The sequence below is a fragment of the Enterococcus sp. DIV2371 genome, from assembly GCF_050498525.1.
GTDB classification, from domain to species: Bacteria; Bacillota; Bacilli; order Lactobacillales; family Enterococcaceae; genus Enterococcus_B; species Enterococcus_B mangumiae.
The window spans coordinates 1,884,759-1,906,202 of sequence record NZ_JBIPAJ010000001.1 but is presented as its reverse complement, the minus strand read 5'-3'; the positions used below and the strand labels follow the sequence as shown (position 1 = coordinate 1,906,202).

General features: G+C 38.1%; 23 protein-coding genes. 22 read left to right on the top strand and 1 reads right to left on the bottom strand.

Going from position 1 to position 21,444, the window contains the following annotated elements; all coding sequences use genetic code 11:
- Nucleotides 1-5 precede the first annotated feature (5 nt).
- Both IGL24_RS08885 and IGL24_RS08880 read left to right on the top strand, forming a co-directional pair.
- Nucleotides 6-401 (top strand): rhodanese-like domain-containing protein, encoded by a 396-nt coding sequence (locus IGL24_RS08885; protein WP_206859021.1) that lies wholly within the window; start codon nucleotides 6-8, stop codon nucleotides 399-401.
- Between the two features lie 220 nt (nucleotides 402-621).
- Nucleotides 622-2,427: an FAD/NAD(P)-binding protein gene (locus tag IGL24_RS08880; RefSeq protein WP_207699714.1), complete on the top strand. Its 1,806-nt coding sequence runs from the start codon at nucleotides 622-624 to the stop codon at nucleotides 2,425-2,427.
- Between the two features lie 110 nt (nucleotides 2,428-2,537).
- Here IGL24_RS08880 and IGL24_RS08875 read toward each other — a convergent pair whose 3' ends face one another.
- A complete protein-coding gene (locus IGL24_RS08875) occupies nucleotides 2,538-2,705 on the bottom strand; it encodes a DUF3042 family protein (protein WP_207699715.1) in 168 nt (55 codons plus the stop codon).
- 245 nt (nucleotides 2,706-2,950) lie between these two features.
- Between IGL24_RS08875 and galE the strand changes: the two genes are divergently transcribed.
- The 20 genes from galE to IGL24_RS08775 all read left to right on the top strand — a co-directional run bounded on the left by galE (nucleotide 2,951) and on the right by IGL24_RS08775 (nucleotide 21,436).
- The gene (galE, locus tag IGL24_RS08870) at nucleotides 2,951-3,940 is read left to right on the top strand and encodes a UDP-glucose 4-epimerase GalE (protein ID WP_206857054.1); all 990 of its coding nucleotides are present in this window, start codon (nucleotides 2,951-2,953) and stop codon (nucleotides 3,938-3,940) included.
- 11 nt (nucleotides 3,941-3,951) lie between these two features.
- Entirely contained in the window at nucleotides 3,952-5,436 is a 1,485-nt protein-coding gene (gene galT, locus IGL24_RS08865) for a UDP-glucose--hexose-1-phosphate uridylyltransferase (RefSeq protein WP_207699716.1), read from the top strand.
- A gap of 28 nt (nucleotides 5,437-5,464) precedes the next feature.
- Nucleotides 5,465-6,457: a LacI family DNA-binding transcriptional regulator gene (locus IGL24_RS08860; RefSeq protein ID WP_207699717.1), complete on the top strand. Its 993-nt coding sequence runs from the start codon at nucleotides 5,465-5,467 to the stop codon at nucleotides 6,455-6,457.
- Between the two features lie 135 nt (nucleotides 6,458-6,592).
- Complete coding sequence (gene tsaB / locus IGL24_RS08855; RefSeq protein ID WP_207699726.1) at nucleotides 6,593-7,315, top strand: tRNA (adenosine(37)-N6)-threonylcarbamoyltransferase complex dimerization subunit type 1 TsaB; 723 nt, start codon at nucleotides 6,593-6,595, stop codon at nucleotides 7,313-7,315.
- A complete protein-coding gene (rimI, locus tag IGL24_RS08850; RefSeq protein ID WP_207699718.1) occupies nucleotides 7,299-7,841 on the top strand; it encodes a ribosomal protein S18-alanine N-acetyltransferase in 543 nt (180 codons plus the stop codon). Before tsaB ends, rimI (IGL24_RS08850) begins: the two co-directional genes overlap by 17 nt.
- A gap of 6 nt (nucleotides 7,842-7,847) precedes the next feature.
- Nucleotides 7,848-8,318, top strand: a complete 471-nt coding sequence (rimI, locus tag IGL24_RS08845; protein ID WP_207699719.1) for a ribosomal protein S18-alanine N-acetyltransferase — start codon at nucleotides 7,848-7,850, stop codon at nucleotides 8,316-8,318.
- Nucleotides 8,315-9,358, top strand: a complete 1,044-nt coding sequence (gene tsaD / locus IGL24_RS08840; protein ID WP_207699720.1) for a tRNA (adenosine(37)-N6)-threonylcarbamoyltransferase complex transferase subunit TsaD — start codon at nucleotides 8,315-8,317, stop codon at nucleotides 9,356-9,358. Before rimI (IGL24_RS08845) ends, tsaD begins: the two co-directional genes overlap by 4 nt.
- Nucleotides 9,359-9,649: 291 nt before the next feature.
- Nucleotides 9,650-10,231 carry a hypothetical protein gene (locus tag IGL24_RS08835; protein WP_207699721.1) on the top strand — a complete coding sequence of 194 codons (582 nt, stop codon included), beginning with the start codon at nucleotides 9,650-9,652 and terminating at the stop codon, nucleotides 10,229-10,231.
- A gap of 31 nt (nucleotides 10,232-10,262) precedes the next feature.
- A complete protein-coding gene (locus IGL24_RS08830; RefSeq protein ID WP_207699727.1) occupies nucleotides 10,263-10,910 on the top strand; it encodes a class D sortase in 648 nt (215 codons plus the stop codon).
- Between the two features lie 9 nt (nucleotides 10,911-10,919).
- Nucleotides 10,920-11,774 (top strand): hypothetical protein, encoded by an 855-nt coding sequence (locus IGL24_RS08825; RefSeq protein WP_206857077.1) that lies wholly within the window; start codon nucleotides 10,920-10,922, stop codon nucleotides 11,772-11,774.
- A gap of 20 nt (nucleotides 11,775-11,794) precedes the next feature.
- Nucleotides 11,795-12,571: a YveK family protein gene (locus IGL24_RS08820; RefSeq protein WP_207699722.1), complete on the top strand. Its 777-nt coding sequence runs from the start codon at nucleotides 11,795-11,797 to the stop codon at nucleotides 12,569-12,571.
- A 12-nt stretch (nucleotides 12,572-12,583) separates the two neighbouring features.
- A complete protein-coding gene (locus IGL24_RS08815) occupies nucleotides 12,584-13,261 on the top strand; it encodes a CpsD/CapB family tyrosine-protein kinase (RefSeq protein ID WP_207699723.1) in 678 nt (225 codons plus the stop codon).
- A 17-nt stretch (nucleotides 13,262-13,278) separates the two neighbouring features.
- Nucleotides 13,279-14,019, top strand: a complete 741-nt coding sequence (locus tag IGL24_RS08810) for a tyrosine-protein phosphatase (protein ID WP_207699724.1) — start codon at nucleotides 13,279-13,281, stop codon at nucleotides 14,017-14,019.
- 23 nt (nucleotides 14,020-14,042) lie between these two features.
- Complete coding sequence (locus tag IGL24_RS08805) at nucleotides 14,043-15,860, top strand: polysaccharide biosynthesis protein (protein ID WP_207699725.1); 1,818 nt, start codon at nucleotides 14,043-14,045, stop codon at nucleotides 15,858-15,860.
- Between the two features lie 10 nt (nucleotides 15,861-15,870).
- Nucleotides 15,871-16,512 (top strand): acetyltransferase, encoded by a 642-nt coding sequence (locus tag IGL24_RS08800; protein ID WP_206857087.1) that lies wholly within the window; start codon nucleotides 15,871-15,873, stop codon nucleotides 16,510-16,512.
- A complete protein-coding gene (locus IGL24_RS08795; protein ID WP_206857089.1) occupies nucleotides 16,502-17,620 on the top strand; it encodes a DegT/DnrJ/EryC1/StrS family aminotransferase in 1,119 nt (372 codons plus the stop codon). Before IGL24_RS08800 ends, IGL24_RS08795 begins: the two co-directional genes overlap by 11 nt.
- Nucleotides 17,613-18,239, top strand: coding sequence for a sugar transferase (locus tag IGL24_RS08790; protein ID WP_206857091.1), 627 nt, complete (start codon nucleotides 17,613-17,615; stop codon nucleotides 18,237-18,239). The genes IGL24_RS08795 and IGL24_RS08790 overlap by 8 nt, the downstream gene beginning before the upstream one ends.
- An 11-nt stretch (nucleotides 18,240-18,250) precedes the next feature.
- A complete protein-coding gene (locus IGL24_RS08785) occupies nucleotides 18,251-19,327 on the top strand; it encodes a glycosyltransferase family 4 protein (RefSeq protein ID WP_206857092.1) in 1,077 nt (358 codons plus the stop codon).
- A gap of 25 nt (nucleotides 19,328-19,352) precedes the next feature.
- Nucleotides 19,353-20,615: an O-antigen ligase family protein gene (locus IGL24_RS08780; RefSeq protein ID WP_206857095.1), complete on the top strand. Its 1,263-nt coding sequence runs from the start codon at nucleotides 19,353-19,355 to the stop codon at nucleotides 20,613-20,615.
- 17 nt (nucleotides 20,616-20,632) lie between these two features.
- Nucleotides 20,633-21,436 carry a glycosyltransferase gene (locus IGL24_RS08775; protein ID WP_206857096.1) on the top strand — a complete coding sequence of 268 codons (804 nt, stop codon included), beginning with the start codon at nucleotides 20,633-20,635 and terminating at the stop codon, nucleotides 21,434-21,436.
- The last annotated feature ends 8 nt before the right edge of the window (nucleotides 21,437-21,444 follow it).

Sequence of the window (21,444 nt, the reverse complement as noted above, 5' to 3'; positions counted from 1 at the left end):
ATGACATGGTTTTATGGATTATTAACATCATTTTATTACTGATCATCTTAGCAATCGTATTTTGGGAAGTTTACTTGCGAGTAATGGCTAAACGTTCAGCGACAATGCTTGAAGAAGCAGAATTTCGTGAAGGCATGCGTCGTGCACAAGTCATCGATGTTCGTGAAAAAGACGTCTTTGATGCGGGACATATTTTAGGCGCAAGAAATATTCCTTATACAGTACTAAAAAACTCACTTGGTTCGATTCGTAAAGATCAACCTGTATATATTTATGATCAAAAGAAAAGTTTGAGTATTCGTACAGCCAACCAATTACGTAAAGCAGGCTACCAAGATATCTACATCTTAAAAGGCGGCTATGACGGCTGGTCAGGTAAAATCAAAAGTAAGAAAATTTAACGAGGCGCCACGTGCATCTTGTATAACCTTTGTAGCAACAAGAATAAGAGCTGTTATTTGCTCTTTTTTCTTGTTGTTTTTTCTTATCGTAGAAAAATTATGCTATGATTGAATCAGAGGGTATAACCTCTGATTATAGCTGGTCGTAGTGTTCCAGTATTTAAAAATTTTTTTAAAGCGAAGTGAGCAGTAGAGCGAATACATACAGGTAGGTGGATAGATGAGAATTGGGATTATCGGGGCAGGACCTCGTGGACTTAGCATGTTAGAACGTTTACTTTATAATAATCAACAAGAAAAAGAGATCGAGATCCTGCTATTTGATCCAAGTGGAATCGGCGGTAAAGTATGGCGGGTGGATCAGCCGAAAGAAGTATTGATGAATTCCTTGGCGTCACAAGTGACGATGTTCACGGATGAAACATTGAGTAGCAGTGGGGTGGTCGCTAACGGGATAAATCTCTATCAATGGGCGAAAGAACTTGCACCTTCATACCTCGAGAAAACTAATATCAAAGAAAAAGAAGTTTTTTTACGTGAAGCGGCTGACTTATCAGAAAACCAACCAACAAGTCGTCGGTTCTTTGGCGCTTATCTGCAATGGTTCTACGAGGAATTGCAAGAGCGGTTTCCTGATCGTTTTGACTATGTCCAACAATTAGTCACTGAAGTAACAAAGAAAGACACACGATTTGTCGTGGAAACAATAGAAGAAACATATGTAGTGGATCAGCTGATCCTGGCGACTGGTCACTGGGAACATGAATTTACGACAGAAGAAAGCCAATTGAGTGGGTATGCTGCTGCGCACGATTTGTTTTATCAAGGACCAGCAAACCCTGCGGATGTTGATCTATCGATGATCCCTGCGAAAGAGCCAGTGTTTATTCGCGGTTTAGGGCTGTGTTTCTTTGATTATATCGGTTTATTGACGCAGCAGCGTGGTGGGCGTTTTGTAGAACAGGGAGGGAAATTAGTTTATCTACCTTCTGGTGAAGAACCAATCGTATATTGTGGTTCTCGCCGTGGCTTTCCTTATTATCCTCATGGCCGAAATCAGAAAAAAGTGGGCGAAGTGGCAAAACCAGTTATTCTGACACAAGAACGGTTAGAAACGTACTATCGCACCAAAAAATTGAGTGGTCAAGATTTCTTTGCAGAATTAAAGAAAGAACTTGAGCTATTTTACTATAAAAAAGTGATTGAAGAACGTGGTTTAGCGATTTCTCTCAGTGAATTTCAAGAAGTCTTCCTTGTATCTTCAGAAAACGAATGGCTGCAACAATATCCTGAACTATCTCATGACTTGTGGTCTTGGGATCTACTAGATCACTTGACCGATCATACGTTGCCTTATCCAGAAATGAGTCGGAAATACATCGAAGATCAGATCAGCGAAGCACAAAAAGGCAATGTTGACGGACCTTTGATCGCGACATTGGACGCTTTGAAAGACTGGCGTAATCTCGTTCATCAAGTGATGTTGTGGGAGGTCTTTTCGGCAAAAGAATACAAAGAAGTCTTGTGGCAATGGTTCAATACGTTTGATGCGTTCTTTACCATTGGTCCGCCTTTACGAAGAACACAGGAATTAGCAGCTTTGATCGATGCGGGGATTTTTCGTTTGGTGGAACCCCCGTTTACAATTGCCGGAAAGAATGGACACTTTTGTCTTGAAGACGGGGAGCTTACATTCGATTGCCTCATTGAGGCACGATTACCAAAAAATGATTTGCAAACAACAAGCAATCCGGTATTGAAGAATCTACGTGAGAAGCAAATCCTTCAGCCATTCCAGTTACATGATTCAAGCGGAGAATATGTTTCTGGTGCGGTGGCAGTGGAGCGTAGCAGTTCTCATGTGATCGATGCAAATGGGGAAGTTCAAAACAATTTGTTTTGCATCGGTATTCCGACAGAAGGAGTCGAATGGTTGACGGCTTCTGTTCCTAGGCCGCATGTTGATTTTTGGAATTTAAAGCAAATCGATCACATCGCGCAATTGATTTTAGCGGAAGAGGCATAAAAAAGAACGTTCTTTCAAGTAAGTGATCACTTCTTGAAAGAACGTTCTTTTTTAGAGCATAAGACAGAAAAAGCGAATGAGTAGTGGTCAAAACGCTTTTTCATCATCTGTTATCTTGAAACACGTTTTCTCATTGCTTTTTTACGATTTTCTTCAATCATTGCTTCTTTTTCGTCGATTGGATCAATGACTGTTTTCTTTACAGATGTGACTAATCCAGCAACAGCTGCTACAGTAGCTAAGCTACCTATTAAAATACCTGATACAAATTTTTTCATAATGATTCACCTCATTTATCTATTTGACCTCTTCATTATGAAGCAAAACAAAGAAAAACGCTAGTCTTTCGTATTTTATTTGAAACCCTTTACAAGTTAATGTTGAAAAAGTTTACTAAATGTTTTATTATAAATTTACTAAATAAATCGAAAGAAGGTCCTGCCAAAAAAAGTCCCTGTTTTCTGATCCTCACTTTTGTTAAAATAAATAACGAATATAATTATATGGATAAAGGAGTCTTAACATGACAATTTTAGTATTAGGCGGAGCAGGTTATATTGGTTCTCATGCCGTCGATCAATTAATTGAAAAGGGCTATGATGTAGCAGTCGTGGACAATCTATTAACCGGTCATCGCCAAGCGATCCACACGGATGCACGATTTTATGAAGGGGATATTCGTGACAAAGATTTCTTGCGTTCTGTTTTTCAAAAAGAAACGATTGAAGGTGTCTTACACTTTGCGGCAAGTTCTTTAGTTGGCGAATCGGTCGAAAAACCATTAGTTTACTTTAATAATAATGTTTATGGTATGCAAGTGTTATTAGAAGTGATGCATGAATTTGATGTGAAACGCATCGTCTTTTCTTCGACAGCTGCGACTTATGGCGAGCCAAAAGAATCGCCGATCACAGAGGAGTCACCAACGAATCCGAAAAATCCTTATGGGGAAAGCAAATTGATGATGGAAAAAATGATGAAGTGGTGTGACGAAGCCTATGGCATGCGCTACGTTGCATTGCGCTATTTCAATGTAGCAGGTGCTAAAGAGGATGCATCGATCGGCGAAGATCATACGCCAGAAACGCATTTAGTTCCAATCATCTTACAAGTCGCTCTTGGACAACGAGAAGCATTGGCTGTTTATGGTGACGATTATGATACGCCAGACGGAACGTGTATCAGAGATTACGTACAAGTAGAAGATTTGATCGCTGCTCACATTTTAGCTTTAGAGTATCTAAAGGCTGGCAATGAAAGCAACTTCTTCAATTTAGGAAGCAATAAAGGCTATTCAGTGAAAGAGATGCTAGAAGCAGCACGAGAAGTCACAGGTCGTGACATCCCTGCGAAAATCGCGCCACGAAGAGCAGGAGATCCAAGTCGCTTGATTGCATCAAGTGAAAAAGCAAGAGAGATCTTGGGCTGGGCGCCTAAATATACAGACGTGAAAGAAATCATCAAAACTGCATGGGCATGGCATGAAAGCCATCCTAATGGGTATGAAAAGTAGGTGGAGAGAAAATGACGATCAGTCAAACGATAGCAGATTTTGTCACTTTAGCCATCGCTTCTGGCGGTTGGATGGAAATGGACCGTATTTACTTACAAAATCGTATTTTAGGACTTATTGGCGAAGAAGCTGGCGAGGCCTTTGACGTACGTCCAGTTCAAGAGGAATCAGTGGACTTGTTGCATCGCTTAGTTGAACAAGCACAATTGAATGGACAAGTGACCGATTTAGTCGCGGAACGAGAAATGTTCGAAGCCCAACTGATGGACTTCTTAACACCGCCACCCTCTGTTGTTAATGCTTTTTTTGCCCAACATTATTCAAAAAGTCCAGAAGAAGCGACTGATTATTTTTATCAGTTGAGCCGTAACAATGACTATATCAAAACACGAGCAATCGCTAAAAATATCGTATACACGTACCCTTCTGAATATGGGGATTTGGAAATCACGATCAATTTGTCTAAACCAGAAAAAGATCCAAAACAGATCGCCGCAGAAAGAAAAGCGGTGAAAGTGGATTATCCATCTTGTATGTTATGTATGGAAAATGAAGGCTACAAAGGAAGATTGAATTATCCCGCACGAACAAATCATCGAATCATCCGAATGAACTTAGACGGAGAAAGTTGGGGTTTTCAATATTCGCCATATGCCTACTATAATGAACATTCGATTATTTTATCGGAAGAACATCGACCAATGCGGATCACAAAAGAAACATTCGCTCGTTTATTGAAAATCACCGAAGTATTGCCACACTATTTCGTGGGTTCGAATGCTGATTTACCGATCGTAGGTGGTTCGATCTTGTCGCATGACCATTACCAAGCCGGACGACATGAGTTTCCGATGGCAAAAGCGCCAATGGAGAAATTGATCAAGTTAAGTGACTATCCACAAGTGATTGCAGGAATCGTCAAATGGCCAATGTCAGTGATTCGCTTACAGTCACCAGATAAAAAGCTATTGATCGAAGCAGCGGATACTGTACTCAATAAGTGGCAGAACTATTCCGATGAAACTGTATCGGTCGTTGCTTTTTCAGCAGATGGTACGCCGCATCATACGATCACACCGATTGCCCGTAGAAGAGACGATTATTTTGAAATCGACTTAGTATTGCGCGATAACAATGTGTCAGAAGAACATCCTGAAGGTATTTTCCATCCACATCGTGACATCCAACATATCAAAAAAGAAAACATCGGATTGATCGAAGTCATGGGATTGGCAGTGTTGCCGCCTCGTTTAAAAACAGAATTAGAAGAAGTGAAGCATTACTTGCTAGGAGAAGAGAACCAAGTAGCAGACTATCACCGTGAATGGGCAGATCAATTAAAACAAGCCCATCCTGATGTGACTGAAGAGACAGCTACAGGCGTCATCCAAGAAGCTGTCGGAAAAGTTTTTGCTCGCGTCTTAGAAGATGCTGGGGTCTTCAAACGAGATGAGCAAGGAAAAGCTGCGTTCTTGCGCTTTACTGAAACATTATAGAAATCAGTCACTTACAGGAGGAGAACGTATGGCCACAATCAAAGACATTGCACAGTTGGCGGGAGTTTCTCCTGCCACCGTGTCCAGAGTGCTGAATTATGATGAAAAATTATCAGTAGGATTGGAAACAAAGCAAAAAATTTTTGAAGCAGCGGAACACTTGAATTATACAAAGCACCATAAAAATCAAGCCTCTGAGAAGCAAACGATCAAGTTGATCCAATGGTATGATACGCAAGAAGAATTAGAAGACCTCTATTATCTTTCGATACGTCTAGGCATCGAAAAAAAAGCCGAGGAAGCAAACATTCGTTTGATCAAGGATACATGGGACGCAATCAGCGACCAACCAGCAGATGGAACCATCGCACTCGGAAAGTTTGACGATGAACAATTGAACGAATTAAAACGTACACAAGAAAACCTTCTGCTTGTCGATTCAGATGGCACAACTTTTGGCGTCGATTCTTTGGTGGTCGATTTTGAATCAAGTCTGCGTTTAGTGATGGCTCATTTCGTGCAAGAAGAAGTCAAACAAGTAGTCATGCTAGCCGGGAAAGAATACACGAAACAACAACGAATAAGGGTAACTGATCCTCGCACAGCTATTTTTGAAAAATTGATCAATGAAGAGAAGCATCTATCTGGAAGAATCATCGAAGCTGACTTTTCTGTGGAAGCAGGGTATCAAGCCGTTCGGCACTTTTTATCACAAGAAAAGGAGTTGCCAGACGCGCTATTTGCGGCAAATGACGCATTAGCAATCGGTGCATTGAAGGCAATCAAAGAAGCAGGTCTAATGATCCCTCAAGATATTTCGGTGATTGGCTTTAATGATATCAGCGTGGCAAAATACGTTTCGCCACCACTATCATCCGTCAAAGTATATACCGAATGGATGGGCGAGTTGGCTGTGGAGACCTTACTCCAGCTTATTCATACGACTGCACCAGTTGCAAGGAAAATAACAATCGCCACTGAACTTGTTTTACGAGAATCAACAAAAACAGGGCACGAATAAAGAATAGTTATCAATCATTGAAAGGGATGAAATTTCAACTGCGGCATAAGCCAAACTTGATTTTTCCTTCCCTTTTTTCTCTGGAAGTATGCTACAATGAAAAGCGATATTAGAGTAGCAGAAGGGAACGGTCAAATGATTACATTAGGGATCGATACAGCAAATCAAACCTTAACGATTGGCGTGATTGAAGACCAAACGGTGTTAGGTCAAATCCAAGTAAATAAAAAGAAAAACCATAGTCTAACCTTGATGCCAGCGCTGGATCAATTGATTTCAGATTGCCAACTGACACCAGAACAAATCGACCGAGTTGCTGTGTCAAGCGGTCCAGGATCTTATACAGGATTGAGAATCGGGGTAACAACTGCTAAGACATTAGCTTACACATTAAATAAAGAATTGGTTGGGGTTTCCAGCCTTGCCGTACTTGCAGCAAATTGTGTGGGGATCGACGGAATCATCGTACCGATGTTTGATGCAAGAAGAAAGAATGTTTACGCAGGTGCCTATCGTTGGCATCATGGGAAACTGGAAACACTTCTAGAAGACACCCATATCTCTTTTGCGGAATTAGCGGAGAAATTAAAACAAATGGATGGAGCGATCACTTTTGTCGGTAGTGATAGCCACAAATTTGAGTCGGAAATCGCAGAATCAATCCCGTCTGCCAAACGTAATACTTTGCCACTTTGGGATATTCCTAGTGGTGTCGTCGTTGCGCAATTAGGTGCTTCAAGCCATCCGGTCAGCGATATCCAAGCCTTTTTACCACGTTACTTAAAACGAGTGGAAGCAGAAGAAAAGTGGCTAGAGACACATACGCCAGGAGAAGAAAGCTATGTTGAAAAAATTTAAAGCCTATATACGGACGATGCTTAAAGAAAAAGAGGATTATCCACCGAAAACGATCACTGTTGGTGATAAAGAGTACCAATTAAGAGAACTGACAGTCGATGACGTCAAAGAGCTGTTAAGCATCGAACGCGAAGTCTATTTCGGTGAACTACCTTGGACAAAAACGGCGTTTATCTCCGAATTGACTTCTCCATTCTTGACTTTGTATTTAGGGATATTCGACAAAGAAAAATTATTCGGTTTTGTTGGTTCTAGAATATTAGGACTAGATTGTCATCTCACGAATATTGCGGTCAGTCCTAGCTATCAACGGCAACAAATCGGAACCTATTTGATCAATGAGATCGAGAAATTCGCGCGCAATAATCAATGTGAAACAATGTCCTTAGAAGTACGGATCAGCAACCAGAATGCCCAACGTTTATATCGAAAACTAGGCTTTCAATCGAGGAAAGTAAAAAAAGGGTATTATACCGAAAATAATGAAGACGCCTTGGACATGGTAAAAATATTAAAAGAAGAGTGAAAAAAAGTGATTGAAGAAAAAACAGCTTTCAAGGATGAACAATTAGCATACGAGCTTTGGCAACTCAGCGAAGATGCTTTCTCAACTGGTTCACCTTGGACAAAAGAACAATTTTTGACCGATATCCAACAACCACAAACCAATTACTTAGTGGTTCGCCAAGAGAATAAAATCATTGGCTTTCTTGGATATACCAGAGTGCTTGATGAAGTAGAAGTGACGAATCTCGCAGTTCTGACGACTGAACAACAAAAAGGTATCGCAAGGCAATTATTACAAGAAATGCTCCAGCGAGAAAAAGCAAACCAAGCCTATAGCGTCTTTTTAGAAGTACGTCAATCGAATGTCGCCGCACAACATCTTTATGAGTCAGAAAAATTTCGCCAAGTAGGCAAACGCAAGGCCTATTATCATGAGCCAGTCGAAGATGCGGTCATCATGTGTACAAAGCTAAAAACGGAGGCGATGAAACATTGAATGAAAAACAAACAGAACTGATTCTAGCAATCGAATCAAGTTGCGATGAAACCAGCGTAGCTGTTGTCAAAGATGGACAAGAGATCTTATCAAATATCGTTGCCTCACAAATCAATAGTCATAAACGTTTTGGGGGGATCGTCCCTGAAGTTGCTAGTCGGCATCACGTAGAGCAGATCACTTTATGTCTTGAAGAAGCATTAGTTGAGGCGGGAGTGACAGCGGAACAACTCACAGCAGTCGCCGTCACACAAGGACCGGGACTTGTCGGCTCCTTACTTATTGGAATCTCGGCAGCAAAAGCCTTTGCCTGGGCAAATCACTTACCCTTGATCCCAGTCAATCATATGGCAGGACATATTTACTCTGCTCGTTTTGAAAAAGAATATGAATTTCCTTTGATGGCATTGTTGGTCAGTGGCGGCCATACGGAGTTAGTTTATATGGAAGAAGACGGCGCTTATGAGATCATCGGTGAGACAAGAGATGATGCCGCTGGGGAAGCCTATGACAAAGTAGGACGTGTATTAGGATTGACCTATCCGAGTGGAAAAGAAATCGATGAATTGGCTCATCAAGGCAAAGATACCTACAACTTCCCTCGGGCAATGATCCGTGAAGATAATTTTGATTTTAGCTTTAGTGGCTTAAAAAGTGCATTCATTAATTTAGTGCATAATGCAGAACAACGAGGGGAAGAATTAGACCGAGCGGATCTAGCCGCAAGCTTTCAAGCAAGCGTCGTTGACGTGTTGGTAACTAAAACAGTCCGAGCGTGCAAAACCTATCCGGTGAAGCAATTGATCCTCGCAGGCGGAGTGGCTGCCAATCAAGGATTAAGAAAAAGTTTGAAAGAAAACTTGGCAACTGAGCTACCCGAATTGGAATTGATCGTACCACCATTACGTCTTTGCGGCGACAATGCTGCCATGATCGGTGCAGCGGCTTCCATCGAATGGCGAAAAGGGCATCTCGCAAATTATCAACTAAATGCAGAACCAAGCTTAGTGTTAGATAACTCACTTGCAAGTGTTAGGTAATAAACCTAACACTGCGAGTTAAATGAGTGTCCTATAAAAGGTTATATCGATATAGTTTATTCTCATGGTGTATCAGTTATTGATTCAACTAGTTTCATTCTTGCCAAGAGTCCCGTATTCAGCGGTGGATTGCCTCAGAAAAACATCAGTTAAAGCAAGGGATATAAATTGTGTCATATAATTCTATGTGATAGTATAAGTGCTGTAGGAAATATAAAGAATAATGTTATTTCCTATGTTTTTTTACAAGATTCAATGTTTTCACAATTCAATGCAAAGGAGGTCGAATGGATGAAAAAGTTTGTCGGATATTTAGTTGTATTTTTCACTGCATTATTGTTCACTGTACCTGTAGATGCCACTGGCGCGATTTCTGCGAATGAGCAACAGATCCTAGACTTGTTGAAAGCACCTGTAACTATTCAAGGAAAAGATTTTACTGTCCCTGATACGTACATTACACAAGCCGAAAATCACTTGAAACAAAATGATTTAACGGATGCACAAGTAGAAACAGCCGTTACTGGAATTCAGAACGTGCGTAATCTATTAAGTTCAGTGACGATAGATATGACAGGAATCAATACGCTTGATGATTTGATCCGTGCTTTACCGCGGGACATCATCATGCAGATCCAACGAGAGGTGACGAGAGTTGCTGACGCGTTAGGGTTAGTTATACTAAGTTGGAATGGTGGCAATATTCAAATCGGTGCAAAAAATGCTGATGGTACTACATCACCAGCGTTTAGCACTAGCTCTCCAATCAAACAAACAGGCGGTAACTATATCGCTAGTGCATTAGCAATTACGTCATTACTATTAGTCGCAGCAGGTGCGGTTGTAGTAGGAAGAAAAACGAAAATTGCGTAAAAAGCGTAAACTGCTGAAGAGATTAGGGGCAATGCTCTTTGCCCCTGTCTTTTTTTTGGCAGTAGGCTATTCTCTTATGTACGTCATAGGGCGACCTGTCATTCATTTTGCCACTTCTTCTATCAATTTATTTTTACTTTCAGATGTACCAACATTTGAAACAAATGAACAGACCTTTGAAGCTGTCAAAGAAGAAGATATCGCAAAAGATGAGAACAATGAATTACCATCAAGTAGTATCACTTACCCTCGAGGTGGCGAACGCTACGGTGAGATCATTGTGGATTCATTAAATTTGAATGTGCCTTTGTATTTTGGAGATACCGATGAGATATTACGAAAAGGTGCCGGACAATATATGGGTTCTGTCTACGTAGGTGAGACTGGAACTTCATTAATTGGTGGGCACAATGTTGATGGGTTCGGTAAACTGAGCGGTATTCAGACGAATGATATCGTAACAGCGAATACGACCTACGCGAATTACCGTTATCGAGTCAAAGAAATGGTGATTCGTCATAAAGATGATCCGGAAATCAATGAATTGATCAGTCAAAAAGATAAACCAATACTGCTTCTATATACATGCTATCCTGTTGATAGTTTAGGCATGACGGATGAACGGCTTTTTGTTATCTGTGAGTTAGTTGACGGTCCGTTGATCAATCCTAATAAATAGGAGGAAATCATGAGTACGCAAAAATTCATGCAAAAAGGGTCCCGTTGGGTACTTACTTTCATCTGTTCCTTGAGTTTGTTTGCCGGCATGACTTTAGTTGTATTGAGACTAACATTGTTCAATCAACAATTCATGGAAAAAGCCATGGAAGAAGCCAACTATTCAGAAACGATCACCACAGAAATCAATCAAAGAATCAGCGATTTAGGTCGAGGGAGCAATATTCCCGCAGATGTATTGGCAGACGCTGTTCCTCAATCCTACGTTCAATCAAATATTGAACACTACATCCGCTCGATCTACACCGACATTCCTTTTATGATTGAACGGACAGAAGATGTTGATCAAACGATCCAGAAAAAAATCGAAGACTATGCGAAAGAAAATGATTATGAAATCAATGCAGAAACCCAACAATCCATCGATAATTTGAAGAAATCTGCAATAGAAACTTACAGTGAATATATTGAGATTCCCTATCTTTTAACGTATGGAAAGCAAGTGATGGGCTACAAGAGAACGCTGACCTTATTGACTTTCTTTACACTGACAGTTTCCGCACTGCTAGTGATCGCAATCATTGCTATCGACACACGTTTTTTCCATCGTGCGTTGCGCTATTTAAGTTATGCAGTTGGTGGCGCTGGTCTGATGCTTTTAGCGTTACCGCTTTTTGTGTACCTTTCCAGAATGGTCGAGCGTATCGGAATCAATTCTAAGTCGCTCTATCATTTTTTAACTACGTATCTCACCAATTTCATTTTAACATTTATTCAATGGGGGATCGTGCTCATAATTTGTAGTTTTATCATCTGGTTATTGAGCGAATTATTAAGAAGACGCAAAGTTAAGAAAAGATATTAACGATAGAAAGTGGAGAAAACATGGAAGAAACGATTAGTCTAGGAGAATTATTTGATATTTTAAGGAAGCGTTGGTTGCTGATTCTTGCAACTACACTTGCTGGATTTGCTTTAGCTGCAGGCGTGACATTCTTTTTGATCACACCTAAGTACAGTTCATCTGCTGAGATGATTGTTCAGTCAAAAGCAGAAAATACGAATACCAATCTACAAGATGTCAACGCAAATGTTATGTTGATAAACACGTATAAAGATATGATTTTAGGGGATGTCGTCATCAACGATGTCCAACGAGAACTTGAACAAAATTATGGACAAAGTCTGACTAAAGGTGAGCTGAAATCAGTAATCAGTGTCAATCAATCACAAAATTCACAAATGTTCCAAATCGTCGCAACTGTCGATAATCCCGATCATGCAACGGATATTGCCAATGTCACAGCACAAGTCTTCCAATCAAAAGCAGCAGACGTATTGAATGTTAATAAAGTAACGATCACTTCTGCAGCACAAAGCAATCCAACACCAGTTTCGCCAAACAATATGTTGAATGTCGCAATCGGTGGATTATTAGGATTGATGATTGGGATCGGGCTAGCTTTCCTTCTTGAATTGTTGGACAAAACAGTCAAAGATGAACGTTTCGTTACTGAAGAACTAGGATTGCCGATCCTTGGAGATGTCAATGAAATGACGAAAAAAGAGCTTGAAAACGGACGGATGTTTCAGCCGACACAAGTAGAAACAATTGAAACAAACGACCAAAGAGAAAGCCGTCGTTCACGAAAACGTGTATAAGGAGAACTATTTATGAAGAAGAACACTATATTACCTGTTTCATTACTCAGTATTACAGATAAAAATGCGATGATCTCCGAACAATATCGGACGATTCGTTCCAATATTCAATTTGCTTCTGTTGATCGAGAGTTGAAGACAATGGTCGTGACTTCCTCAGGACCGGGTGAAGGAAAATCAACGACGGCCGCCAACTTAGCAGTTGTTTTTGCAAACAGTGGAAAACGCGTATTGCTCGTTGATGCTGATTTGAGAAAGCCCAGCGTTGCACTGACTTTTCAATTGCCAAATGTCAATGGACTAAGTAATTTCTTAGGCGATCGTGAAGCAAGAGCGGAGAATTACTACCACCAAAGCTCTGTGGAAAATATGTGGGTCATGACAAGTGGTCCAAAACCGCCCAATCCTTCAGAATTACTTGATTCTAAACGGATGGAAGAAGTGATCGAACATTTGAAGTCATTGTTTGATTTGATCATCTTTGATTTACCACCCATTGCAACAGTCACAGATGCCCAAATTTTAGCTGCTAAGACCGACGGCACTCTTTTAGTCGTACGCGAACGGAAAACAGTGAAACAAGAATTGATCAAAGCAAAAGAACTTTTAACGATTGCACAAGCAACGATTCTAGGTGTCGTCTACAATGGTGCAAAGAAAAATGCCGAGTTCAATTATTACTATTATTAATGAGGAAGTGAGCAGAAATGATTGATTTACATTGTCATATTTTACCTGGTATCGATGATGGCCCAAAAACGGTCAAGGAATCAATTGCCATGGCAGAAGAAGCTGTTCGACAAGGAATCACCCACATTTTATGCACCCCTCATCACAACCAACGTTTCTCCAACGAAAAAGCCGATGTTTTAGTAGCTGTCGAAGACTTGCAAAAAGAACTCGATCGACAGTCCATCCCATTAACTTTATTTGAAGGACAAGAAGTCCGAATAAGCAGAAATTTGATCGACGAAATCAACAGGGACAAGATTCTTTTTGCAGATGTCACCGATCGTTATTTGTTGGCTGAACTGCCAACAAATAATATTCCCGAGTACACAGAAAGTTTATTTTATGAATTAAGACAAATGGGGATTGTGCCAATCATTGTCCATCCCGAGAGAAACCGCGGTTTCCAAGAAAACCCCAATTTGTTATTACCTTATTTGAATATGGGCTGTTTGGCTCAATTGACTGCACCAAGTATTGCAGGTGTTTATGGCAAACAGATCAAGAAATTAAGTGAAGAACTGGTCCAAAACCGTCTCGTTCAGATGATCGCCTCAGATGCCCATAGTCGAAAAGATCGGGATTTTTATATGGAGAAAGCTTATAGCATCGTAGAGAAAAAATTTGGACCAACAGTTATCGAAGAAATGGATCAAGTTACAAGAGATATCATCAATGGGGAGCAAGTATATGCAAAAGATTTTCGACCTATTGTATAAAAGTGTTTTAGGGGGCGCAAGGGTTGTTTGAACTTACTAGAAAAAGAAAAGTCATCATCTTGGTGTTGGTTGACAGTTTATTATTAGGAATTTCTATATTATCAAGCTATTATTTTATGACACCATTTGTTGGGATCGATCAAGATTATTTAGCCGTGAATTTAGGCGTATCCCTCCTCTTTTACATCGGATATGGCATGTTGTTCAAAACATTCACGCGAATCAATCGATATACGAATTTAAATGAGATGGCCGCCATTTTTTCAGCCATTACTTGTACCGTTATTTCATCATTTATAGTGCAATATTTGTTTATGCAAAAAATTAGCTTAAGATTGCAATCACTAACTTATGTCTTATCGATGTTTCTCATCATCAGTAGTCGTCTATTCTGGCGTATATATATCGAACACAAAGCACAGCGTCAAGGATCACCACTCAATAAATATAGAACACTGATCATCGGAGCAGGCGAAGGCGGACGTATTTTAAGTAACAGTATCAATAGTTCAAAAGCCATCAACGATATGGAAATAGTTGGTTTTATAGATGATGATCCGAATAAATACAAAACGTATTTATCAGGGATAAAAGTAGTTGGAAATACAAAGGATCTACCGAGATTGATCGATGAAATGTCAATCGATATGGTAACGATCGCAATCCCTTCTTTACCACGAAAAAGAATTCGCGAAATTTTCCACCTGATTGAAACAAAAGAAGTCAAGATGAATACGATGCCTTCGATTGAAGAAATCGCATCAGGAAAAATCAATGTTTCTCGTTTAAAAGAAATCGACGTGGTTGATTTGTTAGGACGAGAAGAAGTCCAATTAGATTTGGATAAATTAAAATCACACATCTCAGAAAAAGTAATACTTGTTACCGGAGCGGGAGGCTCTATTGGTTCGGAGATTTGTCGTCAAGTGCTTGCTTTTTCACCCAAAAAATTACTCTTATTAGGTCATGGTGAAAACTCAATTTATTTGATTCATCGCGAACTATCAGGAGATCCTTCCCATAATGAAACAGAAATCATTCCAATTATTGCTGATATCCAAGACCGAGAAAAGATCTTCCATATCATGAAAGAACATCGACCAGATATTGTCTACCATGCAGCAGCACACAAACATGTGCCATTGATGGAATACAATCCAAGAGAAGCAGTAAAAAACAATATCAAAGGAACCAAAAATGTTGCCGAAGCAGCTAAAGAAGCTTATGTCAAAAATTTTGTGATGGTTTCCACAGATAAAGCCAATAATCCACCAAACGTTATGGGAGCCACAAAACGAATTGCAGAAATGATCGTTACAGGTTTAAACGGAGAAAATTGTACAAAATTTTCAGCGGTTAGATTTGGGAATGTCTTAGGCTCTCGTGGGAGCGTGATCCCTGTGTTTCGAGAACAAATCGCAAAAGGCGGACCGATCACGATCACCGATTTTCGCATGACCCGTTACTTTATGACGATCCCAGAAGCAAGCCGATTAGTGATCCAATCCGGAGCATTAGCTAAGGGCGGCGAAATCTTCGTTTTAGATATGAGTGAACCAGTCAAAATCTTAGACCTTGCTCGAAACATGATCCGGTTAAGTGGCTATACAGAAGAAGAAATTGAAATCGTCGAAACAGGGATCCGACCTGGCGAAAAATTATATGAAGAGCTTTTGTTGGATAAAGAACGAAATGATGAACAAGTGTATGAGAAGATTTTTGTTGGGAATATTAAAGGGTATCCGATACAGGAAGTTATGCAGTTTGTAAATAAATTATCTGATGATGATAAACTATTAGCGAAAGAAGTCGTGGCATTTGCAAGAGCTTCGAATAAATAGGGGGAGTATCATGAAAGCAGTGATTGTTGGAGCTGGAGGATTTGGTAAAGAAATTGCCTTCTTATTAAACAGAAGTTCAGAATATGACGATGTTTCATTTGTCGATGATGCAAAAACTTTAGATGAACAGATTGTTGGCATACCGGTGATTGGAACAATAGATAGATTAAGTAGAGTAGAACAAAAAACTGCTGTATTTATAGGGGTTGCTTCCCCACTTATTAAGGAAAAAATTTTTTTGAAATTAAAAGATAATAATAATCTGACTTTTCCTAATCTGATTGACCCTACGGCTATTGTAGGATTGAATGTGAAACTAGGTATTGGAAATATCTTGATGCCTTATACGACGTATACCGCAGATATATCAATTGGTGATTTCAATATGTTCAATATCCATTCAACGATAGGCCATGATTCACAGATAGGAAACTATAATTCGATTTATCCAAATGTAAATTTATCTGGTTACACGATAGTTGGTAATAAAAATGAAATTGGTGTTGGTACAAAAGTGATTCCACAGGTCTCGATAGGCCAAGGAAATATTATAGGCGCAGGAAGTGTGATTGTTAAGGATATTCTAAACAATACAAAAAGTGTGGGGGTACCTGCAAAAATAATTGAAAGTTGGGACGAAGATGGAAAATGAACGAATACTATTAGCATCACCACATATGAGTGATGAAGGTTATGAACAAGAATACGTCAAAGAAGCATTTGATACCAACTGGGTTGCCCCGCTTGGCGCAAATGTGAATAACTTTGAAAAAGAATTAGCTGAGTATGTAGGGATTGATCATGCTGCTGCCTTGACTTCAGGTACGGCAGCTATCCATTTGGCATTAAAAGCTGCTGGTGTAGGTAAAGGCGATATTGTCATTTGTCAATCGTTAACATTTTCTGCCACTGTAAACCCGATCATCTACCAAGGTGCAAAACCAGTTTTTGTTGATAGTGACTATGAAACATGGAATATGGACCCTGAACAACTTAAAATCGCGTTGGAAAAATATCCGGAAACAAAAGCGGTTATTGTGGTTCATTTATATGGGCTGTCTGCAAATTTAGACGAAATTGTGAAAATTTGTAAAGAGTATCAAGTAACATTGATCGAAGATGCCGCAGAATCATTAGGTACAACATATAAAGGTCAATACACCGGTACCTTTGGCGAATATGGTATCTATTCCTTTAACGGAAATAAAATCATTACTACTTCTGGTGGAGGAATGGCTGTTTCAAATAATCCAGAACGAGTTGAAAAAATCCGATTTTGGTCTACGCAATCGCGAGAACAAGCAAGACATTATCAACATAATGAAATAGGGTATAACTATCGTATGAGTAACATCGTGGCAGGGATAGGAAGAGGACAGCTAAAAGTGTTGTCAGACCGAATCAAAAAGAAACAGTATATCCATGATTTTTATAAAAATGAACTTTCTGAAATTTCTTCTATTACTTTCATGCCTGAAAATAAATGGAATAAACCAAATTTTTGGCTGAGTGTGATTTTACTTTCCGATGTCGACACAAATATGTTAATGGATGAACTGGACAAAGCAAACATCGAGGCTCGCCCTGTATGGAAACCAATGCATCTACAACCGATTTTCGAAGGATATGACTATGTTGGTAGTAATGTTGCTGAAACATTGTTTAATACTGGTATATGTTTACCCTCCGATACAAAGATGACTGATGAAGATTTATATCGAGTAGTGAAAACAATAAAGCGAGTGTTACATCATGAATAATAAAGGTTTATATCAGAAATGGGGAAAAAGAACATTAGATATATGTTTATCAGCTATTGCGCTGATTCTCTTATCACCTGTACTTTTATTCGTAGCTCTGCTAGTAAAGTTTAAATTAGGCTCTCCTGTAATTTTTAAGCAAGAAAGACCTGGAAAAGATGAAGTCATTTTTTCTATGTATAAATTTCGTACAATGACAGATGAAAAAGATGAAAGCGGCAATTATCTACCTGATGATGTACGTTTAACAAAGTTTGGGCAACTATTAAGAGCAACCAGTTTAGATGAACTTCCTGAGCTTTGGAATATCTTAAAAGGAGATATGTCGTTTGTGGGTCCAAGACCATTATTAGTTGAGTATTTACCATTATATAATGAGGAACAAAGGAAGAGACATAGTGTCCGCCCTGGACTGACTGGATTAGCGCAAGTCAAGGGTAGAAATGCAATTAGCTGGGATGAAAAGTTTGAGTATGACTGTTACTACGTGCAAAACTGTACATTTAAAAAAGATATTCTAATCTTTTTTTCAACAATTAAGAAAGTTATTCGACATGAAGGAATCAGCTCAAATTCTAGTGTAACTATTGAGAAGTTTGAAGGGAATGATATAAACTGAAAATTCTATATGTGACGACAATATCCAATACTTTAAATGCATTTCTTATACCGCATATTGATATGTTGATTAAGGAAGGGCATGAGGTGAGTGTTGCTTGTTCAATCGAGCAATCTTTGAAGCCATTTTTTCAAGATCATGATGTTGAAGTTTATAAAGTCCCATTTAATAGAAGTCCCTTCTCTAAACATAATTTGTCTGCATACAAACAACTTAAGAAAGTCATTAATGAAAATAATTTTGATATCGTTCATACCCATACGCCTGTGGCATCAATGATTACTCGATTAGCATGTAAAAAAATGAAGTCTAGAGTTTTTTATACTGCCCATGGCTTTCATTTTTATAAAGGCGCAAGTATAATAAACTGGCTTGTATACTATCCAATTGAAAAATATCTATCTAGATATACAGATACGCTAATTACTATAAATCAAGAAGATTACCAACGTGCGCTAAAGGATTTTTTTGCAAAAAATGTTTATTTAGTAAATGGCGTAGGATTACCTCTTGAAGAATATGATAGACCAATTGATAGAATGAAAAAACGAGAAGAGTTGGGAATTGCTCAAGAGACAAAAGTGATTCTATCTGTAGGAGAACTTAATGACAATAAAAATCATAAGATTGTAATTGAAGCATTGAAAGCATTTAAGAATGAAAATTTTAAATATTTGATTTGTGGAATCGGTCCGCTAGAAGATGATTTGATTCGTCAAATAAACGAGGCTGGTCTATCAAATAAAATTGAACTGCTAGGTTATAGAAATGATATTATTGAGATAATGAAAATCAGCGATCTATTTGTTTTTCCTTCAAAAAGAGAAGGGCTCCCTGTCTCAGTTATGGAGGCAATGGCTAATGGGGTTCCGGTTATGGCTTCTGATATAAGGGGAAATATAGATTTAATTACTCATGGAGAAAACGGAATATTATTCACTAGTACTATTGACTTAATAGATTTATTTAAAGATGTTTTCTCAGATAATCTTCCTATGAATAAATACATTCAAAGAGCAAATGAAACAGTAAAAGGATATAGCGAGGGCATAGTTTCAAAACAAATTAACGAAATATACAGAAATTAATCGACATCCTTTTAGGAGGAAGAGAATGGAACTTACAGAAATTTCAACATCAATGGAAGAGAATAGATATCGAGATTTATTAATCAATAGATTTATTTTCTTAATTGGATTTACAGTAAACATTACACAGATATTTCTAGGTATTAATGTTTCTGTTAGTGATGTTTTCATGATTTTTTTAATCATATTTTTATTTTTCACAAACTCAATTTATTTAACAAAAAAAACTACAATGTACTTTATTTTACTTTTGATTTTGCGATTCTTTTCAACTATGCAAATAACTAGTTGGTTGAATATTTCGATATCGTTTATGCCTATATTTATTACGCTTCAAAAGTTTCTAATCAGCTTACTATATTTTATTCTTTTTATTTCTGTTTTGACTGTAAATCCCAAAATAAAGGATATCTTTTTTAAAGGATTAAAATATGGAACCTTGATTTTAGGTACTGTATCGGTATTGATTTATTTTATCGGCCCGGCGTTTCTGCGTGCTATCGTTTTGTTTGGTGAGATACGTATGAGAGGGTTTATGAATGATCCGAACTATTTTGCCTATATGCAAATATGTGGATTTTGTATTTGGTATCTTAAAGGATTTAAACGTAAAACAACAAATTTTTTGGCAATAGTTATTTATCCAATAACTATTTTACTATCAGCTTCAAAGACTGGTCTAATTGTTTTTATTGTTATGCTTAGCATTTTAAGTATTGAAAAAATTTTTAAAAAACGCCTTTCACCAGCTAAGTTAGCTACTTTGTTCTTACTGATTAGCGGAAGTCTGGCTTTATTTTATATATTTTATGATCGAATACTAACGAGTTTACTAACCTTTACACAAACAGTTCCACAATTAGAACGAATCCACATTGTGTTTGAAAATTTTAGTGGTGCAATTACTGAAGGTGGTTCGGGAAGGATAGATGCATGGGACACAGCCTATAAACTTATTAGAGATACTCATTTTATGGGGATTGGATTTATGGACTACTCAAGCGTAGCTCGAGTAATCAGTGGAAGCCCGACTATAGCACATAATACCTATTTACAGCTTGCTGTAGAATGGGGAATACCATTTCTTATAATAGGTTTTATATTTTTTATGAAGAATTTCTTTGCGAAATTATTACACAAACAATACATGGAAGTATCATTATCTATTGTAACTTTCATATTTTCGTTCGGAGTTTCATTGCAAAATTCAAGAATATTATGGATAGTTTTAGCAATATTGTTTTATAAATTTGATAAAAAAGTCTCAAATAATTATGACATACATTAATTAAAGGTGGTGTGGTAGTGATTTCTGTAATAATGAGTGTGAAAAATAGTTTTAAAGAAGAATTAGATTCTGCAATTATATCGATATTGAATCAATCTTTAGAGGAATTTGAATTTATAATATGTGACGATGGTTCAATAGACGATACATTAGTTCGTCTACAAGAATGGCAGAGAAAAGATAGTAGAATTATAGTTATTAAAAATATTACAAACAAAGGCCTTGCATATTCATTAAACAAATGCATAGATATGGCAAATGGTGAGTACATTGCAAGAATGGATGCTGATGATTTTAGCTACGAACAGCGCTTAGCTAGACAAAAGGATTATCTTGATAAGCATCCAGAATATAGCTTTTGTTCATCAAACATAGATATATTTGATGGTAAAAAAATTACTGTGAAAAATAGGTCTAGTAAATCTGTTCCAGATAAAAAAGATTTAATGAAGCAATCAAGTTTTGTTCATCCAGCAACTATGTTTCGAAAATCTTTTTTGAAAGATATGGGCGGATATAGGGTTTCTAAAGAAACCACTCGAGCTGAAGATTATGATTTGTTTATGCGAGGATATTCGAAAGGCTATTTGGGAGCCAATATCAATGAACCTTTATTAAGATATAAGATGAATATAGATGATATAAAAAATAAACGTCGATTTAAACATAGATTAGAAGAGATAGTAGTACGTTATAAAGGCTATAAATTAATGAATATACCCAAGTATAAATATTATTACTTACTAAGACCTATAATTGCAGGTTTGGTTCCAGCTAAAATAATGTATAAAAGACAAATAAAATCAACTAATTCGGATTAAATCGAATG

What these genes read in the sequence shown, in the direction of transcription:
- IGL24_RS08885 (WP_206859021.1), top strand. Translation starts at nt 6, where the DNA reads ATGGTTTTATGGATTATTAACATCATTTTATTACTGATCATCTTAGCA.
- IGL24_RS08880 (WP_207699714.1), top strand. Translation starts at nt 622, where the DNA reads ATGAGAATTGGGATTATCGGGGCAGGACCTCGTGGACTTAGCATGTTA.
- IGL24_RS08875 (WP_207699715.1), bottom strand. Translation starts at nt 2,705, where the DNA reads ATGAAAAAATTTGTATCAGGTATTTTAATAGGTAGCTTAGCTACTGTA.
- galE (WP_206857054.1), top strand. Translation starts at nt 2,951, where the DNA reads ATGACAATTTTAGTATTAGGCGGAGCAGGTTATATTGGTTCTCATGCC.
- galT (WP_207699716.1), top strand. Translation starts at nt 3,952, where the DNA reads ATGACGATCAGTCAAACGATAGCAGATTTTGTCACTTTAGCCATCGCT.
- IGL24_RS08860 (WP_207699717.1), top strand. Translation starts at nt 5,465, where the DNA reads ATGGCCACAATCAAAGACATTGCACAGTTGGCGGGAGTTTCTCCTGCC.
- tsaB (WP_207699726.1), top strand. Translation starts at nt 6,593, where the DNA reads ATGATTACATTAGGGATCGATACAGCAAATCAAACCTTAACGATTGGC.
- rimI (WP_207699718.1), top strand. Translation starts at nt 7,299, where the DNA reads ATGTTGAAAAAATTTAAAGCCTATATACGGACGATGCTTAAAGAAAAA.
- IGL24_RS08835 (WP_207699721.1), top strand. Translation starts at nt 9,650, where the DNA reads ATGAAAAAGTTTGTCGGATATTTAGTTGTATTTTTCACTGCATTATTG.
- IGL24_RS08830 (WP_207699727.1), top strand. Translation starts at nt 10,263, where the DNA reads ATGCTCTTTGCCCCTGTCTTTTTTTTGGCAGTAGGCTATTCTCTTATG.
- IGL24_RS08825 (WP_206857077.1), top strand. Translation starts at nt 10,920, where the DNA reads ATGAGTACGCAAAAATTCATGCAAAAAGGGTCCCGTTGGGTACTTACT.
- IGL24_RS08820 (WP_207699722.1), top strand. Translation starts at nt 11,795, where the DNA reads ATGGAAGAAACGATTAGTCTAGGAGAATTATTTGATATTTTAAGGAAG.
- IGL24_RS08815 (WP_207699723.1), top strand. Translation starts at nt 12,584, where the DNA reads ATGAAGAAGAACACTATATTACCTGTTTCATTACTCAGTATTACAGAT.
- IGL24_RS08810 (WP_207699724.1), top strand. Translation starts at nt 13,279, where the DNA reads ATGATTGATTTACATTGTCATATTTTACCTGGTATCGATGATGGCCCA.
- IGL24_RS08800 (WP_206857087.1), top strand. Translation starts at nt 15,871, where the DNA reads ATGAAAGCAGTGATTGTTGGAGCTGGAGGATTTGGTAAAGAAATTGCC.
- IGL24_RS08795 (WP_206857089.1), top strand. Translation starts at nt 16,502, where the DNA reads ATGGAAAATGAACGAATACTATTAGCATCACCACATATGAGTGATGAA.
- IGL24_RS08790 (WP_206857091.1), top strand. Translation starts at nt 17,613, where the DNA reads ATGAATAATAAAGGTTTATATCAGAAATGGGGAAAAAGAACATTAGAT.
- IGL24_RS08780 (WP_206857095.1), top strand. Translation starts at nt 19,353, where the DNA reads ATGGAACTTACAGAAATTTCAACATCAATGGAAGAGAATAGATATCGA.